The 16,731-nt window shown below is 54.6% G+C and carries 17 protein-coding genes and 2 pseudogenes; 4 read left to right on the forward strand and 15 right to left on the reverse strand.

Annotation, left to right across the window (positions count from 1 at the left end; all coding sequences use genetic code 11):
* Positions 1–247 precede the first annotated feature (247 nt).
* The 14 genes and pseudogenes from DBY86_RS01190 to rsmA form a co-directional block, all read right to left on the reverse strand.
* Positions 248–874, reverse strand: a complete 627-nt coding sequence (locus tag DBY86_RS01190) for a phosphoribosylanthranilate isomerase (protein ID WP_107818596.1) — start codon at positions 872–874, stop codon at positions 248–250.
* 58 nt (positions 875–932) lie between these two features.
* Positions 933–1,424 (reverse strand): transcription elongation factor GreB, encoded by a 492-nt coding sequence (gene greB / locus DBY86_RS01195; protein WP_003675566.1) that lies wholly within the window; start codon positions 1,422–1,424, stop codon positions 933–935.
* 99 nt (positions 1,425–1,523) lie between these two features.
* Entirely contained in the window at positions 1,524–3,068 is a 1,545-nt protein-coding gene (gene purF, locus DBY86_RS01200; protein ID WP_107818597.1) for an amidophosphoribosyltransferase, read from the reverse strand.
* A 39-nt stretch (positions 3,069–3,107) separates the two neighbouring features.
* Positions 3,108–3,269, reverse strand: coding sequence for a hypothetical protein (locus DBY86_RS12820; protein WP_159068529.1), 162 nt, complete (start codon positions 3,267–3,269; stop codon positions 3,108–3,110).
* Complete coding sequence (locus DBY86_RS12825; protein ID WP_159068530.1) at positions 3,259–3,543, reverse strand: phage portal family protein; 285 nt, start codon at positions 3,541–3,543, stop codon at positions 3,259–3,261. The genes DBY86_RS12820 and DBY86_RS12825 overlap by 11 nt, the downstream gene beginning before the upstream one ends.
* Complete coding sequence (locus DBY86_RS01205) at positions 3,521–4,018, reverse strand: CvpA family protein (RefSeq protein WP_107818598.1); 498 nt, start codon at positions 4,016–4,018, stop codon at positions 3,521–3,523. The genes DBY86_RS12825 and DBY86_RS01205 overlap by 23 nt, the downstream gene beginning before the upstream one ends.
* A complete protein-coding gene (ftsN, locus tag DBY86_RS01210) occupies positions 4,011–5,054 on the reverse strand; it encodes a cell division protein FtsN (protein ID WP_107818599.1) in 1,044 nt (347 codons plus the stop codon). Before ftsN ends, DBY86_RS01205 begins: the two co-directional genes overlap by 8 nt.
* A 12-nt stretch (positions 5,055–5,066) precedes the next feature.
* Positions 5,067–6,329, reverse strand: a complete 1,263-nt coding sequence (folC, locus tag DBY86_RS01215) for a bifunctional tetrahydrofolate synthase/dihydrofolate synthase (protein ID WP_107818600.1) — start codon at positions 6,327–6,329, stop codon at positions 5,067–5,069.
* Between the two features lie 30 nt (positions 6,330–6,359).
* Positions 6,360–6,800: a protein YgfX gene (locus tag DBY86_RS01220; RefSeq protein WP_107818601.1), complete on the reverse strand. Its 441-nt coding sequence runs from the start codon at positions 6,798–6,800 to the stop codon at positions 6,360–6,362.
* Between the two features lie 4 nt (positions 6,801–6,804).
* Positions 6,805–7,164: a hypothetical protein gene (locus DBY86_RS01225; RefSeq protein ID WP_002214147.1), complete on the reverse strand. Its 360-nt coding sequence runs from the start codon at positions 7,162–7,164 to the stop codon at positions 6,805–6,807.
* A gap of 72 nt (positions 7,165–7,236) precedes the next feature.
* Positions 7,237–7,965, reverse strand: coding sequence for an amino acid ABC transporter ATP-binding protein (locus DBY86_RS01230; RefSeq protein WP_002240396.1), 729 nt, complete (start codon positions 7,963–7,965; stop codon positions 7,237–7,239).
* A 41-nt stretch (positions 7,966–8,006) separates the two neighbouring features.
* Complete coding sequence (locus tag DBY86_RS01235) at positions 8,007–8,462, reverse strand: hypothetical protein (protein ID WP_107818602.1); 456 nt, start codon at positions 8,460–8,462, stop codon at positions 8,007–8,009.
* 110 nt (positions 8,463–8,572) lie between these two features.
* Positions 8,573–9,142: pseudogene (locus DBY86_RS01240) on the reverse strand (nucleotidyltransferase family protein).
* Positions 9,143–9,157: 15 nt separating this feature from the next.
* Entirely contained in the window at positions 9,158–9,937 is a 780-nt protein-coding gene (gene rsmA / locus DBY86_RS01245; RefSeq protein ID WP_107818603.1) for a 16S rRNA (adenine(1518)-N(6)/adenine(1519)-N(6))-dimethyltransferase RsmA, read from the reverse strand.
* A 333-nt stretch (positions 9,938–10,270) separates the two neighbouring features.
* On the opposite strand from rsmA, the gene DBY86_RS01255 reads away from it, so the two are divergent.
* From DBY86_RS01255 to DBY86_RS01265, 3 genes and pseudogenes are all read left to right on the forward strand, one after another.
* Positions 10,271–10,810 carry a DNA glycosylase gene (locus tag DBY86_RS01255; RefSeq protein ID WP_234403361.1) on the forward strand — a complete coding sequence of 180 codons (540 nt, stop codon included), beginning with the start codon at positions 10,271–10,273 and terminating at the stop codon, positions 10,808–10,810.
* 83 nt (positions 10,811–10,893) lie between these two features.
* Complete coding sequence (gene trpB, locus DBY86_RS01260; protein ID WP_107818605.1) at positions 10,894–12,096, forward strand: tryptophan synthase subunit beta; 1,203 nt, start codon at positions 10,894–10,896, stop codon at positions 12,094–12,096.
* Positions 12,097–12,235: 139 nt separating this feature from the next.
* Positions 12,236–14,454, forward strand: a pseudogene (locus DBY86_RS01265) (DNA internalization-related competence protein ComEC/Rec2).
* Between the two features lie 239 nt (positions 14,455–14,693).
* On the opposite strand, the gene DBY86_RS01270 reads toward DBY86_RS01265, so the two are convergent.
* A complete protein-coding gene (locus DBY86_RS01270) occupies positions 14,694–15,497 on the reverse strand; it encodes an outer membrane protein assembly factor BamD (protein WP_107818606.1) in 804 nt (267 codons plus the stop codon).
* Here DBY86_RS01270 and rluD point away from each other — a divergent pair.
* Complete coding sequence (rluD, locus tag DBY86_RS01275) at positions 15,496–16,620, forward strand: 23S rRNA pseudouridine(1911/1915/1917) synthase RluD (RefSeq protein WP_107818607.1); 1,125 nt, start codon at positions 15,496–15,498, stop codon at positions 16,618–16,620. The genes DBY86_RS01270 and rluD overlap by 2 nt on opposite strands.
* Positions 16,621–16,731 lie beyond the last annotated feature (111 nt).

Genomic DNA, 16,731 nt, shown 5'->3' on the forward strand with positions numbered 1-16,731 from the left:
TCTAAACCGTCATTTCCTCGAAAGCGGAAAATCAAAAACAGAAACCTCAAATCCCGTCATTCCCGCGCAGGCGGGAATCTAGACATTCAATGCTAAGGCAATTTATCGGGAATGACTGAAACTCAAAAAACTGGATTCCCACTTTCGTGGGAATGACGGGATTAAGTTTTCAAAATTCATCATAAATTATTGATTAAATGGAATAAATTTTTGAGATTAAGTCATTCTGGCGGCAATTTTTGTTGCTTTAACGGGATAGGCGGTTGGCGGTTGCGATAAAGGCGGCGACTTTGGCGGGGTCTTTTTTGCCTTTAGACGCTTCCACGCCGCCGGATACATCGACCGCTTCCGCTCCGGTGATGCGGACGGCTTCGCCGACGTTTTCAGGGGTCAGCCCGCCGGCAAGCACCCACGGTTTGCCCGAATATTCCGCCAACAGCGTCCAGTCGAAGCGGTGTCCGGTGCCGCCATATTCCGAAGGATGGTAGGCATCGAACAGCAGTGCCTGAGCGTTGGGAAAACGGTGGGTGGCGTTTTGGATGTCTGATGCCGTCTGAACACGAATGGCTTTAATATAGGGGCGGTGGAACTGACGGCAGAATGCGTCGTCTTCGTCGCCGTGGAATTGGATTAAGTGTATCGGTACTTCGGCAAGGATGCGGCGGATGTTTTGCGCACTTTCATTGACGAAAAGGGCGACAATGCTGACAAACGGCGGTAGTGCGGCGGTGATTTTTTTGGCGCGGGCAATATCGACGGCCCGGCTGCTGCCTTGGAAAAAGACCAGCCCGACGGCATCCGCACCTGCCGCTGCGGCGGCCGCTGCGTCTTCCGGTGTGGTGATGCCGCAGATTTTGGTGCGGATTTTCCTCATTCGGTATTCCTTTATTTGGGAAACGGCGCGCTTGCACCGTTTCAGACGGCATTCCTAATCAGTCGATTTTGATGTATTCGACAGAAAGGATTTCAATTTCCTCACGGCCTTCCGGCGTGTTCAAAACCACTTCGTCGCCTTCGCGTGCTTTAATCAGACAACGAGCCAGCGGCGAAATCCAAGAAATTTTGTTTTGCGCGGTATCGATTTCATCGACGCCGACGATTTTGACGGTTTGCTCGCGCCCGTCGCCGCGCAACAGACCGACGGTCGCGCTGAAAAACACTTGGTCGGTTGCTTCGCGCAATTCGGGATCGACGACGACGGCAGCCTCCAAACGTTTGGTCAGGAAACGGATGCGGCGGTCGATTTCGCGCATACGGCGTTTGCCGTAAAGATAGTCGCCGTTTTCGCTGCGGTCGCCGTTGCCTGCCGCCCAGTTGACGATTTGGACGATTTCGGGGCGTTCTTTATTGACCAGCTGATACAGCTCGTCTTTCAATGCCTGCCATCCGGCGGGCGTAATGTAGTTTTTGGTTTCGGTACTCATATCGTGTGCGGATGAAACGGGAAATGAGATTCTTACATGGAAAATGCCGTCTGAAAACCTGACGTTCGGATTTCAGACGGCATCGCGGTTTGGGAAGCCTTATTCTTCGTCGCCCGCATCGCTGATGCTGATGCTGTGTTCCATCCTGCTCGGGTGGATTTTCAGACCGCCGCAGCCGGATTTCTCGGCGGACAGGCGGTCGAGGTAGGCATCATCGATGTCGCCTGTCTGATAAATGCCATTGAAACAGGACGAATCGAAGGATTCGATTTTCGGATTGAGTGCTTTGACGACGGCTTCCAAATCGCCCAAGTCTTGAAACACGATGCCGTCCGCGCCGATTTCGGCGGCAATTTCTGCCGCGCTGCGCCCGTTGGCAATCAACTCTTCGCGCGTGGGCATATCGATGCCGTATACATTGGGATAGCGCACTTCGGGCGCGGCGGAGGCGATATAGACTTTGCGCGCGCCCGCCGCGCGTACCATTTCGACGATTTCGCGGCTGGTCGTCCCGCGCACGATGGAGTCATCCACCAGCAACACGCTTTTGCCTGCAAATTCGGTTTCCATCGGGCTGAGTTTTTGCCGCACGGATTTTTTGCGCGTCGCCTGACCGGGCATAATAAAGGTGCGGCCGATATAGCGGTTTTTAATCAAACCTTCGCGGTAAGGCTTTTTGAGGTGGACGGCAAGCTCCATCGCGCAGGGGCGGCTGGTGTCGGGGATGGGCATTACAACGTCGATGTCGTCCACGGGCAGCTCGCGTTTGATTTTTTCCGCCAAGGACACGCCCATATCCAAGCGCGATTGGTAAACCGATACGCCGTCAATCACAGAGTCGGGGCGGGCGAAATAGACGTATTCAAACAGGCAGGGGCTGAGTTTGGCGCGGTTGCTGCATTGTCGGGCGATGATTGTGCCGTCAAAGCCGACAAATACCGCTTCTCCCGGCCGGATATCGCGTTCCAAATCGTAGGCAAGCGCGTTGAAGGCGACAGATTCGGAGGCGACGGCATAGGATTTCCTGCCTTCGTTGTCGGTTTGCGAACCCAATACCAGCGGGCGGATGCCGTAAGGGTCGCGGAAGGCAAGCATACCGTAGCCCGCAATCATGGCAACCACGCCGTATGCGCCGCGCACCAGGCGGTGGACTTCGGCAACGGCGTTGAAAATATTGTCGGCATTGAGCCGGTGCGGGTCGGCGTTTTTAGAGACTTCGCGGCGCAATTCGTGCGCGAATACATTGAGCAAGACTTCGGAATCGGAGCCGGTATTGATGTGGCGCAGGTGTTTGTTGCACACGTTTTCATACAGTTCGGCAGTGTTGGTGAGGTTGCCGTTGTGCGCCAAAACGATGCCGAACGGCGAGCTGACGTAGAAAGGCTGCGCCTCCGCGCTGCTGCCGGCGTTGCCCGCCGTGGGATAACGGACGTGGGCGATGCCGGCATTGCCGGTCAAATCGCGCATATTGCGTGTACGGAACACTTCGCGCACCATCCCTTTGCCTTTGTGCATATGGAACGTGCCGCCTTCCGCCGTTGCAATGCCCGCCGCATCCTGCCCCCTGTGCTGCAACATCTGCAAACCGTCGTACAGAAGCTGGTTCACGGGTTCATGACTGACCAAACCTAATACGCCGCACATATCGTCTTCTCCGATTCGAGGTTTAAGGGTAAAACGGAATTATAAAGCAAACGGCGGCTTTTTGCCTGAATTGTTGACAATGCCCGATGAGGGGCGGGCAGGCGCGGTATGGCGGATAAAGCCGGGCCGGTTATGCGGGCGGCGTGTGCGGCAGGGAAAATATTTCCCGCAAAAATGCCGTCTGAAGCCTTCAGACGGCATTTGCCTCACAACCGATTTTGCGCGTATTCCTCCGACAACGCGTAGGGATTGAAGCGGGGCACTTCCGTCGCCGTGTGCGCGTTGCCCAAACTGCCTGCCGCCGTCGGCACGCCCCCCGGTCAGGGCGGCGGGATGCTGTGTACTGTGGCATATCTTGGGCGGTAACGTTTTTGATGTTTAAAACCCCGTTTTCGGCGATGCCTTTGGAAATCGGAATCGGCTTGATGCCGTCTGAAACATCCGTATGGCAATCAATCGTCTTCCAAAGCTCCATCCCTGTCGTCCGCATGGTTTAATACTGCTTCGGAAAGCGACACGAAAAACGGTACGGTATAGGACTGCCGCCATTCTTCGGTATCGGGCAGGTCGGTTTTTGAAGCTAGCATGACCAGCAGGGTAACAATCAAAACGCCTTCCAATGCACCGAATATACCGCCCAAAATGCGGTTGGCAAAGCCCAAACCGACTGCCGAAACTGCGCCGGTCAGCAGCGAACGGAGCATTTTCTGGAACAGACAGGCAATGACGAACAGGGAAATGAACGACAGAGCCAATGCAAACAGGGGGGGGTGGAACGATGCAAAGGCGATGTCGGCGAAGGGTGCGGCAAAGAGTTTGGCGAAAAAAAAGGAAATCACCCATGCCGCCATTGATCCTGCCTCCGCAATCACGCCGCGCATCGCGGATAGCACGATGCAGGCGGCGATGACGGCGGAGACGAGGAGGTCGGCAACGGGGAGGCTATTCATTCGTTACCTGGCCGGCGATGCCGTGCACGCGCAGTTTGTTCAAATCGCGTTCGGCATCTCTTGCGTTTTTATAGTTGCTTGATTTGACTCGGTAAACCTTTCCGTTGTCGGTCATGATTTCGGTAATGGTCGAATCGATACCCGCCGCCTTCATTTTGCGCTGGAGGCTCAAGGCGCGTTCTTTTTCGGCATAACCTGCCTGAATGGCGGCTTTTTTGCCGGATTTTTCGGATTTTTCTTTTTCGGCGGTTTTGGTCTTGTCCGCTTTGTCGCTTTTTTGTGCCGTTTCGTGTTTTTTGCCGTCCGAATGGTCTTTTTCGGCTGTTTTTTTGCCTTCGGCCTTGTCGGCTTTTTTCGCTTCTTTTACCGCGCTGTCGGATTTTGCCGTATCCGGTTTGGTTTTTTCGGCGGCAGTTTTTGGTTTGTCGGCAACTTTTTCGGCGGTTTTGGTTTCCTTGGCTTTGGGCTTGGCTTCGGCAGTGCGTTCCGCTTTTTGCGGTTTTGTTTCGGCAGTGCGTTTCGGTTTTTCAACCGCTACCGTATCCGTACTGTCGGCAGTTGCCGGCACTTCTTCGGCAGCGCGTTGTTTTGCCTGCTTCGGTGCGGTTTTGGCGGTTTCTGCCTGTTGCAGTTTCTCGGATGCTTCCAAACCTTTGATGTTGCTGTCTTCGAGGCGGTCGTTAATCAGCACCAGCGGCGCGCCTACGTTTTCAGGCTCGCTGATTTCGCTGTCGGCGGCAGAAGGCTTGTCTTCGCCTGCCAAGTCCTGCGGTTTGCCGGCGGCGGTTTCCCCGTTTTCGGCGGCGGATTTCAAGGCAGGGGTTTGTGCCGCACTTGCCGCTTTGTTTTCTACGCTGCTTGTTTCGTCGGCAGTCTGTTCGGCAGGATCATTTTCGGCAGAGCCGGAACTGAGGGCGGCTGCCAGCAGGATGCAGGAGGCGGCAACCAGGCAGCTTGCCGTTACGAGGCGGCGGCGGTTGCGCCGTTTGAGTTGTTCGTAACCGGTCAGGACTTCGTTTTGTTTGTTTTCGGACATGGAAGATTCCTTTTACAGTACCGACATCACGTCGGCAACGGTATGAAATGAGCCGAATACGACGATTCTGTCGTTTTCGCCCGCTTTTGAGGCTGCCGCCCGGTATGCTTCGCGGACGGCGGCGAATGTCTGTATGTTTTCGATGTGGTGTTGTTCCAATTTGGCTTTCAGTGCATCCGCCGTCATGCCGCGCGGTACGTCCAACGGTGCGATATACCATTCGTCAAACTGGTCTTTAACGATTTCCAATACGCCGTCTATGTCTTTGTCGGACAACATGCTGAACACGGCGGTGCGTTTTTGCGCAAACGCCAAATTAATCAGGCTGCGGCGCAGGGCGCGGGCGGCGTGGGGGTTGTGTCCGACATCCAATACGGTCAGCGGCCGGCCGGGCAGGACTTGGAAGCGTCCGGGATTTTCAACCAGCAGCAATCCGCGTTTGATTGCACCGATGTCCACCGGCAATTTGCCGTTCAAGCATTCCAATACGGTCAACGCGCAGGCGGCGTTGGGAAGCTGGTATGCGCCGCGCAATGCAGGGAAGGGCAGGGCATTGCGGTTGCGTGCGGGGCTGGGCCGGAAGCGGTAGTTCCATTGGATGTTTTCCAATGAGGAGAAATCGAAATCGCGCTGCACCATCAGCAGTTTCGCGCCTATGGCTTCGGCGTGTGCGACCAACGATTCGGGCGCGGGATTTTGACCGCAGATGGCGGGTTTGCCGCTGCGGAACACGCCTGCTTTTTCAAAGCCGACCTGCTCGACCGTATCGCCCAAAAACGCCTGATGGTCCAAATCTACACTAGTAACCACCGCGCAATCGCAGTCGAACACGTTGACCGCGTCCAAGCGTCCGCCCAAGCCGACTTCCAATATCATTACGTCGACTTGTTCGCGTATGAAGATGTCGACAGCCGCCAAGGCATTGAATTCAAAATAAGTCAGTGATATTTCGCCGCGCGCGGCTTCGATGCGCTCGAAAGAGGCAATAATCGTATCGTCCGAAACGGGTTCGGCGTTGACAGCGATGCGTTCGTTGTAACGCAATAAATGCGGGCTGGTCAGCGTACCGGTTTTGTAGCCTGCCTGTTTGTAAATCTGTGTCAGGTAGGCGCAGACCGAACCTTTGCCGTTTGTTCCCGCGACGACGACGACGGGACATTGCGGCTCGAGTTTCATGCGTTTTTTCACTTCGCCTACGCGCTCCAAACCCATGTCGATCAAACCGCCGCTGTGTGCGGTTTCCAAATGCGAGAGCCAGTCTTGTAGTGTTTTCATGAGTGTTTCGTTTTCAAATGCCGTCTGAAATCAGTCTGATGTATCGGTTTCGGCGGTTTTTTTCGGCTGCCGCCAAAGTACCCAGACTTTCAGCCGCCGGTAGGATTCTTTGTCCGTCATGTCGGGCATGATGCATTGGCTGACGGTTTTGCCGCCTGTGTCCCATTGTAAGAATAAGGCATAAGGCGTAACCATACTGCTGCCCGCCAGTGTTGCCGCTGTTTTGTCTTTGCCGGATACGATTTCCGCCTGTCCGTCGCGGTCTATGGTAATGGCGGTTATGGCATGGCGGTGTTTCAGGTTCGTTATCCTGAGCGAGTATGCGTAACTTGCCGCCAAAGCCGCCAAACCGAACCACATCATCCGGCCGTAAAACCAGGTCAGGCAGACGGCAATGGAAGCCGAGTGGAGCGATACGGTCAGGATGTTCAGAATACGGGACGGCCTCAATGCCGTCTGAAAGGCGCGCATGGCGTTACATCATATTGTCGAACACGGGCGTGATGTTCAAATCCGCTTCTTCCATATCCAAAACCATATCGTGGATTTCGATGTCGAAAAATTCCCAAAACGCCTTCAGCCCCATATCTTGCGGCCATTTGTCCTTGTCGATGTCCCAACCTGCCAGCTCCGCCTCAAAAATCTGGCGGTAGCGTTCGTCGAAGTAGGAAACGACGGCTTCCGGTTCGTCGAACTGCGGAACGAGGAAGACGGAACAGTTGGCACGAAGCTGCTCTATGGTCAGGTCGGGCATATTTTCGTCGGTGCTTTTGAGCCATTCCAAAAAGCGGACGGTCGGCTTGAGGACGACGGCGGTGCGGTCAACAAAATACATGGTTTTCTTTCTCAATCATCTTGCGGTGTTGGGCTATGCCGTCTGAACGTTCGGTTTTCAGACGGCATGGCATCAATGGGTCATGACCTGTTGCAGGAACTGCTTGGCGCGTTCGTGTTTCGGGTTGGTAAAAAACGCTTCGGGCGTTTCGTCTTCGAGGATTTGCCCTTTATCGACAAAAAGCACCCGGTCGGCGACTTCGCGGGCAAACCCCATTTCGTGGGTTACGCACATCATGGTCATGCCGCTTTCTGCCAAGTCTTTCATGACTTTTAATACCTCGCCGACCATTTCGGGGTCGAGCGCGGAAGTCGGTTCGTCAAACAGCATCACGCGCGGTTCCATCGCCAGTCCGCGCGCAATCGCCACGCGCTGCTGCTGGCCGCCGGAAAGTTGGGACGGAAATGCGTCTTTTTTGTGCGCCAGTCCGACGCGTTCCAAAAGTTCCATCGCTTTTTTCTCCGCCTGTTCCGCATTTTGACCTTTAACCTTCATCGGTGCGAGGGTGATGTTTTCCAATACGGTCAGGTGGGGGTAGAGGTTGAAGCCTTGGAATACGAAGCCGACTTCTTCGCGGATTTTGTTCAAATCGGTTTTGGGGTCGGCAACGTTGACACCGTCCACCCAAATCTCGCCGCTTTCGATGCTTTCAAGCTGGTTGACGGTGCGGATGAGTGTGGATTTGCCGCTGCCCGAAGGCCCGCAGACGACGACCACTTCGCCTTTTTTGATTTCCAAGTTCACGCCGTTGATGACGTGCAGGTCTTTGAAATGTTTGTGTACGTTTTTGAATTTAATCATAGTGTCCATTCTTTTCAGGCAGTCTGAATCCGTCTGACTGATTAAGGGTAAAACTTATTCAAATCGGCAACCAATTTGGTTAACTCTTCCTGATTCGGCTTATTCATGCTCCGGTAAACTTTGACGTAGCCTTTGTCGTTTTTCATATTCACGACATAGATGACGAAACGTGTGCCGTTGAATCCTTTTTCCGCATCGCAGGTGTAGTACGTCACACCCCCGCTTTCCGCTCTTTCCAGTACGCAGTCGTTTTTGCGGTAGCCTTGCTCCTTCGCTATCCAATCCCGCTCAAATGAAGCCCTGTACGCGTCCGGCACGCGGACTTGGTCGACCAATAAATCATGATCGGGATTTTGGGAATAACCGTAATGGAAAATGGCATTTGAACCGTTCAATTGTGCCTCTAGCATTTGATAACGCCGGTTTTGGAAAAACGCATCGTTCGGGTTCATGCAGGCAGTTAAAAGAAAAGTCAGGAGTGCGGCTGTGTATTTCATGGTTTATTCCCTCAGGCAGTTAAAAGAAAAGTCAGGAGTACGGTTGTGTATTTTATGGTTTATTTTCTTATAAACAGTTATAAACGGTTTCAATGCGGCTTGCCGGTAATTCAACGCACGAAATTCCGTTTGCACATCATATGGTTTTCAATATTGGCTTTGGCATCTTTTTCATCTCAAACCTGCAATTCCCACGGATAGTAGAAATTGCTGCTGTTTTTGAAATAAATGTGTATGCCGATATAGCCGCCGGCATCGCGCAAATACCAGTTTTTCAAGCCGTGTTCTGTTTTCCAGCCATCAAGTTTTTCCAAAATCCCGACAACTGTTTCAGACGGCCAAATCAGCCGCGCGCCGAAAATATCGTTCAGGATGTTGTTGGCCGGGTATTGGTTGCTGCGCGCCAGATAGCGGCTGATTTTATCATGTATGCTTTCTGCGGTTTTCACGCGGTAGAAAAAGTCTATGCCGCGCGTGTCGGCAAAGGCTAGGTAATCGTTAACCGCTTCGTGCAAATTAAGGCGGTAAGACAAAATATGCTCGGTCGGAACGTTTTTGAGCGTGCGGCTCAAATTGATTTTCCGTACTTTGCCGGTTTCAAAATAATCTTGCGAATATTGTGCGTGCAGGCGGTTGATTTCGCGGATTAAACGTTCGGTTTTTTGCAGGTTGCCTTCCATTTCCGCCACCTCTTTTCAGACGGCCTTGCCCGCCAGATAATTGCTCAACGCCACGTATTTTTCCGGCGCGATATGTTCGGCGCGGTCTTGCGGATTGATGCCGACTGCCTGCAAATCATCGTCGCCTGCAAGTTCTTTCAGGTTGTTGCGTATGGTTTTGCGCCGCTGGTGGAAGGCGAGTTTTACCAGTTTGGCGAAATGCTCGAAATCGTCCGCCTTGCCGATACGGTGTTTCACCGGAATCATGCGCACCACTGCGGAATCTACTTTCGGCGCAGGGTCGAATGATTCGGGCGGCACTTCAATCAGCATCTCCATATCGAAGAAATATTGCAGCATCACGCCCAAACGCCCGTAGTCGTTGCTTTTCGGCGCGGCAACCATGCGCTCGACCACTTCTTTTTGCAGCATAAAGTGCATATCGGCGACATCGTCCGCCACTTCCGCCAGTTTGAACAGAAGCGGCGTGGAAATGTTGTAGGGCAGGTTGCCGACGATTTTCTTTTTGCCCGCGATACCGTTGAAATCAAACTGCAATACATCGCCTTCGTGAATCACCAGTTTATCCGCAAACGGCAGCGTTTTCAGACGGCATACGATGTCGCGGTCGATTTCGATAACGTGCAGGCGGTTCAGCTTCTTCGCCAAAGGTTCGGTAATCGCCGCCAAACCCGGACCGATTTCAATCACGACATCATCTGCCTGCGGGCGCACGGCGTTGACAATATCGCCGATAATCCGCGTGTCCTGCAAAAAATTCTGCCCGAAACGCTTGCGGGCTTTGTGTTCTTTCATCGTGTTTCCTTTTCGGTTGAAACCCCGCCCTTTAGGGCGGTAGAATCAGACTCTGTTTGGGAGGGGCGTAACTCCTTCCAAATCAGGACGGCACATATGGCGGTGCTTTATGTGCCGTCCTGTGTGTTGAAACATAAATGTGTTTACAGTATCCGTTTGATGTCGGCATTGTAACCGAAAACGGCAGGGCGTGATAATGCTGTTTGAAGGCTTGCCGTGTTTGGCGGTTTGGTGCAAAACGTTTTGCCTGTTGGAGGATTGGACGTGTCTGAAAATCTGCTTGAAATCGAAACCCATCCCTTCGATCCCGTGCTGCCACCGAAGGCTGCGGTTATGATGATGGGGACGTTTCCGCCCAAGGAAGACAAACGCGCGATGCAGTTTCATTATCCGAATTTCCAAAACGATATGTGGCGCGTTTACGGGCTGGTGTTTTTTAACGATGCGGCGCATTTCCAGATGCCGGCTGAAAAAGCGTTTGATGCGGAGAAAATCAAGGCGTTTTTGCGCGAACGGGGGATTGCGTCCTGTCCGACCGTGTTGAAGGCGGCAAGGGAACACGGCAATGCGTCCGACAAGTTTTTAAAAGTGGTCGAAACCGTCGATTTGGCGGCGGTGTTGGCGAAAATACCCGAGTGCCGCCATCTTTGCACTACTGGTGGCAAGGCAACCGAAGTTTTGTTGGAGATTCAAGGCAGCGGCATGAAAATGCCGAAGACAGGCGAAACAGTGCCGTTTCCCTATGCTGGGCGTGAGTTGACCCTGACGCGCCTGCCTTCGACTTCGCGCGCCTATCCTTTGAGTTTGGCGAAAAAAGCGGCGGCGTATCGGGCTTTTTTTGAAATGGCGGGCTTGTGTGAAAAGCAGTTATAATTGCCGACAATTTCCCGTCCAGACGGCATGTTTGAAAAAACGGAAATGCCGTCTGAAAACCTGAAGCACAAGGACGAAATCCGATGAAGAATTACCAAGCACCCGACGAGAAGGGCTTTTTCGGCGAACACGGCGGGCTTTATGTCTCCGAGACCCTGATTCCCGCTTTGAAAGAGCTGGAACAGGCCTACAATGAAGCGAAAAACGATCCTGAATTTTGGGCGGAGTTTCGCCGCGATTTGAAACATTATGTCGGCAGGCCCAGCCCCGTTTACCACGCCGCGCGGTTGTCCGAACATCTGGGCGGCGCGCAAATCTGGTTGAAGCGCGAAGACTTGAACCACACCGGCGCGCACAAGGTCAACAACACCATCGGTCAGGCATTGCTCGCCCGCCGTATGGGCAAAAAACGCGTGATTGCCGAAACCGGCGCGGGTCAGCACGGCGTGGCGAGTGCCACTGTTGCCGCCCGTTTCGGTATGACTTGCGACGTGTATATGGGTGCGGACGACATCCAACGCCAAATGCCCAACGTGTTCCGTATGAAATTGTTGGGCGCGAACGTGATCGGAGTAGAAAGCGGCAGCCGCACGCTCAAAGATGCGATGAACGAAGCGATGCGCGAATGGGTTGCCCGCGTGGATGACACGTTCTACATCATCGGCACTGCCGCAGGCCCAGCGCCGTATCCTGAAATGGTACGCGATTTCCAATGCGTGATCGGCAATGAAGCCAAAGAACAAATGTTGGAAGCCATCGGTCGCCAACCTGATGTTGCCGTTGCCTGCGTGGGCGGCGGCTCGAACGCCATCGGTTTGTTCTATCCGTATATCGAAGAAGAAAACGTGCGTCTCGTCGGCGTGGAGGCAGGCGGTTTGGGTGTGGACACCCCTGACCACGCCGCACCGATTACCAGCAAAGCCCCCATCGGCGTATTGCACGGTTTCCGCAGCTATCTGATGCAGGACGAAAACGGTCAGGTTTTGGGTACGCACTCCGTTTCAGCAGGCTTGGATTATCCCGGCATCGGCCCGGAACACAGCCACCTGCACGACATCAAGCGCGTCGAATACACCGCCGCCAAAGACGAAGAAGCACTCGAGGCCTTTGATTTGTTGTGCAAATACGAGGGCATTATCCCCGCGCTGGAATCCAGCCACGCCGTTGCTTGGGCGGTGAAAAACGCGCCGAAAATGGGCAAAGACCAAGTGATTCTGGTCAACCTGTCGGGTCGCGGCGACAAAGACATCAATACCGTGGCGAAGCTCAAAGGGATTGAGTTGTAGGGATGATGTGAAGGTCGTCTGATAAAAATGCCGTCTGAAGCCTGAGTTCGGACGGCATTTTTACGAACTTTCCTTTATGACGGCTTTTCGGATTTGCTTTATTATCTGTTTATTTTTGAAATATCGGGAGTGGGGAGACGTGTTCCGTCGTTGGTTTTTGCCGTGTTGGGTCGTCGGCGTGGCGGCTTCGTTTGCGCTGCCGGTCGTGCCGCATTGGCTGTTTTGGCTGGCGGCTTTTGCGGTTTTTGCTGTGTTTGCAAGGCGTTTTGCGTTTGCCGGTCTGATGCTGTGCGTGTTGGCGGGCGCGGCTTACGGCGTATTCAGAACGGAAGCGGCACTGTCTTCGCAATGGCGGGCGGAGGCGGTTTCAGGCGTGCCGTTGACGGTGGAAGTGGCGGATATGCCGAGGTCGGACGGGCGGCGTGTGCAGTTTGCGGCAAAGGCTGTGGACAGCGGTGGTCGGACGTTCGATTTGCTGCTGTCGGACTACAAACGGCGCGAATGGGCGGTCGGGAGCAGATGGCGGATAACGGCGCGCGTGCACCCCGTCGTCGGGGAGTTGAACCTGCGCGGTTTGAACCGTGAGGCGTGGGCATTATCCAACGGGATAGGCGGCGTGGGGACGGTCGGTGCGGACAGGGTTTTGCTGCATGACGGAAGCGGTTGGGGGATTGCGGTTTGGCGCAGCCGCATCAGCCGTAATTGGCAGCAGGCGGATGCGGACGGCGGGCTTTCAGACGGCATCGGGCTGATGCGCGCGTTGAGCGTGGGCGAACAGTCGGCATTGCGCCCCGAATTGTGGCAGGCGTTCCGGCCGTTGGGGCTGACGCATCTGGTCAGTATTTCGGGTTTGCACGTTACGATGGTGGCGGTACTGTTTGCGTGGCTGGCGAAGCGGCTGCTTGCCTGTTCCCCGCGCCTTCCTGCCCGGCCGCGCGTGTGGGTTTTGGCGGCGGGGTGTGCAGGCGCGCTGTTTTACGCGCTGCTTGCCGGTTTTTCCGTGCCGACGCAGCGCAGTGTTTTGATGTTGGCGGCGTTTGCGTGGGCGTGGCGCAGGGGAAGGCTGTCGGCGTGGGCGACGTGGTGGCAGGCGTTGGCGGCGGTGCTGCTGTTCGACCCTTTGGCGGTCTTGGGTGTGGGAACTTGGCTGTCTTTCGGTTTGGTGGCGGCCCTGATATGGGCGTGTGCAGGGCGTTTGTACGAGGGGAAACGGCAAACTGCTTTGCGCGGGCAGTGGGCGGCTTCGGTGTTGTCGTTGGTTTTGCTCGGTTATCTGTTTGCCTCGCTGCCTTTAATCAGCCCTTTGGTCAATGCGGCGGCGATTCCGTGGTTTTCTTGGGTGTTGACGCCGCTGGCGTTGCTGGGTTCGGTCGTGCCGTTTGCGCCTTTGCAACAGTTGGGGCATTTTTGGCGGAATACACTTTGCGGTTTTTGGTGTGGCTTGCCGATGTGTCGCCCGAGTTTGCCGTTGCCGCCGCACCTTTGCCGCTGTTGGTTTTGGCGGTGTGTGCCGCTTTGATGTTGCTGCTGCCGCGCGGCTTGGGTTTGCGTCCGTGGGCGGTGTTGCTGTTGGCAGGGTTTGTGTTTTACCGTCCGCCCGGCGTGCCGGAAAATGAGGCTGTGGTTACGGTTTGGGATGCGGGGCAGGGCTTGTCGGTGTCGGTTCAGACGGCAAATCATCATCTTTTGTTTGACACCGGAACTGCATCGGCGGCGCAGACGGGGATTGTGCCGAGTTTGAATGCGGCGGGTGTCCGCCGTTTGGACAAGCTGGTTTTGTCGCATCACGACAGTGACCACGACGGCGGTTTTCAGGCAGTCGGCAAGATACCGAACGGCGGGATTTATGCCGGGCAGCCGGAATTTTATGAGGGGGCGCGGCATTGTGCGGAACAGCGTTGGCAATGGGACGGCGTAGATTTCGAGTTTTTGAGGCCGTCTGAACGCAAAAACATCGATGATAATGGGAAAAGTTGTGTTTTGCGTGTTGTGGCCGGCGGTGCGGCTTTGCTGGTAACCGGAGATTTGGATATGAAGGGCGAGGAAAGCCTGGTCGGCAAGTATGGAGGCAACCTGTACAGCCAGGTGTTGGTGTTGGGACATCACGGCAGCAATACGTCCTCGTCGGGCGTGTTCCTCAATGCCGTCTCGCCCGAATATGCCGTTGCTTCAAGCGGTTATGCCAACGCCTACAAACATCCGACCGAAGCGGTACAGAACCGTGTCCGCGCACACGGCATCAAGTTGTTGCGGACGGATTTGTCGGGCGCGCTGCAATTCGGCTTGGGACGCGGCGGCGTGAAGGCTCAACGTTTGAGAGGGTATAAATTCTATTGGCAGAAAAAACCGTTTGAGTGAATGGGAAGGCTGGTGCCGGAACGGAAAATGTCGCCTAAAAGGACTTCAGACGGCATTTTGGCGTTAACGCCGGTTCGTGCCGGCAAGGCATATCGTTTGATTTTCTGTGTGCGTCAAAAACAGAAAGGGCGTTGCGGTTAACGGCAGGGAGAACCGTTTGAATGAACGGAAAGGTTTGTGCCGGAACGGGAAATGCCGTCTGAAAGGGCTTCAGACGGCATCATGACATCGGTGCGGAATCAGTGCCAGTAACGCCACCAGGGCATATCGTCAGACCGCCACGGCTGCTTTAAGAACGGGCTTTTCGGAAAGTTGGCTTCCAAAACGCGGTGTGTGTCGGCGGCAAGCTGGGGCTTGTCCAACTTCTTGTAGGCAAGTTCCAATATGGCCAGTGATTCTTCGACATAGCGTGTATTTTGATAGCTGCCGATAATTTTTTGGGCGCGGTTGGCGGCGGCGATATATGCGCCGCGTTTCATGTAGTAACGCGCTACCGACATTTCATTGCCGCCCAGTGCATCGACCAGTTTGACCATGCGTGCGGTCGCATCGGCGGCGTATTTGCTGTTGGGGAAGCGTTGGACGAGTTCCGCAAAGGCCTGATACGCTTCGCGGTTGGCTTTCGGATCGCGGTCGGACCAGTCTTGCGAGGCCAGCTTGTTCAAGAAAGACTGATCTTCGTTGAACAGTACCAAACCGCGCAGGTACAGCGCGTAGTCCATATTCGGGTGTTGAGGGTGAAGGCGGCGGAAGCGGTCAATGGCGGCCAGCGCCTTATCCTTCTCATCATCTTTATAGTAGGCGTATGCCGTATCCAGTTGGGATTGCTGGGCATGGCGGCTGGTAGGGAAGCGCGATTCCAAGATTTCGTATAATTTGACAGCTCGCGTATAATTGCTGCTGTTCAGCTCGTCCTGGGCTTCGGCATAGAGTTTTTCCACACTCCAGTCTTGGGTAATCTGGGCATCTTTATCTACCGTACCTTTGGTGGCACAGGCACTCAGTGCCAAACCTAATGAAACCGTTAAAAGAATTTTTTTCATGCAGAATACTTCCTTTGATAATGAATCCGATTATAGCGATGATTCAGACTTTGTGTCAGCCCCGGAAACCGAAAACTGTATTTGTCTGACTGTTCCGCTCGAGCTTGCCGGCGGGCGGTTGGATGCGGTATTGGCAAAACTTCTGCCAGACTATTCGCGCAGCCGGTTGACATCATGGATTAGAGAAGGCGCGGTTATTGTAAACGATAAACCTTCGCAACCCAAAGACAAAATGATAGGCGGTGAGCAAATCCGTGTAACCGTCCGCCCGAGTGAGGAGAATCTGGCATTCATGCCGGAGCCTATGGATTTGGATATTGTTTACGAAGACGATACCGTCATCGTCGTCAACAAACCGGCCGGACTGGTCGTCCACCCGGCCGCAGGAAACTGGAGCGGTACCCTGCTCAACGGTCTGTTGGCGCATTGCCCCGAATTGAGCCAAGTACCGCGTGCAGGCATCGTACACCGTTTGGACAAAGAAACCAGCGGCCTGATGGTGGTCGCCAAAACCCTGCCGGCGCAAAATTCCCTCGTGCAACAGCTTCAAGAGCGCACGGTCAAACGCATCTACCGCGCCGTCGCCAACGGCATCGTTCCCTTTGACGGTAAAATCGAAACCCAAATCGGACGCGATCCGCACAACCGCCTGAAAATGGCGGTGGTCAAATTCGGCGGCAAACCAGCCGTTACCCACGTCAAAGTGTTGGAACGCTATCTTGCCCACAGCTACATCGAATGTTCGCTCGAAACGGGCAGGACGCACCAAATCCGTGTGCATATGCGCGAAGCCAACCATCCTCTTGCTGCCGACCCGGTTTACGGCAACCTGCGCCATCCCTGCAGCGAACCGGTGAAAGAAGCCGTTAAAAGTCTGGGCGCGCGTCAGGCATTGCACGCCTACCGCTTAAGTTTCGTCCATCCGGAAAGCGGCGAAACCGTTTCGTTTGAAGCCCCGATTCCCGACGATATATATCATTTGTTGTCCGTCCTCCGCCTCGAAGCCGGTTTGGATTCCGCCTTGGACAATGAAGAAGAATGGCAGGACAAACTCGGCGCGGATGACGACGATGATTGGAACGAAGACGACTATGATGTCGAAGTGGTTTATGTAAGGGAGTGAGGCGGCTTGAAAGGCGGGGCGAACGCAGGCAGCCGAACCGGAGCAGCCGAGCAATCGTCCCCGCCGATTTCAAACAAAGGCCGTCTGAAGGGGCCGGGCAGAAACCGCCGG

The sequence above is a fragment of the Neisseria bergeri genome (genome assembly GCA_003044455.1).
GTDB lineage: Bacteria > Pseudomonadota > Gammaproteobacteria > Burkholderiales > Neisseriaceae > Neisseria > Neisseria bergeri.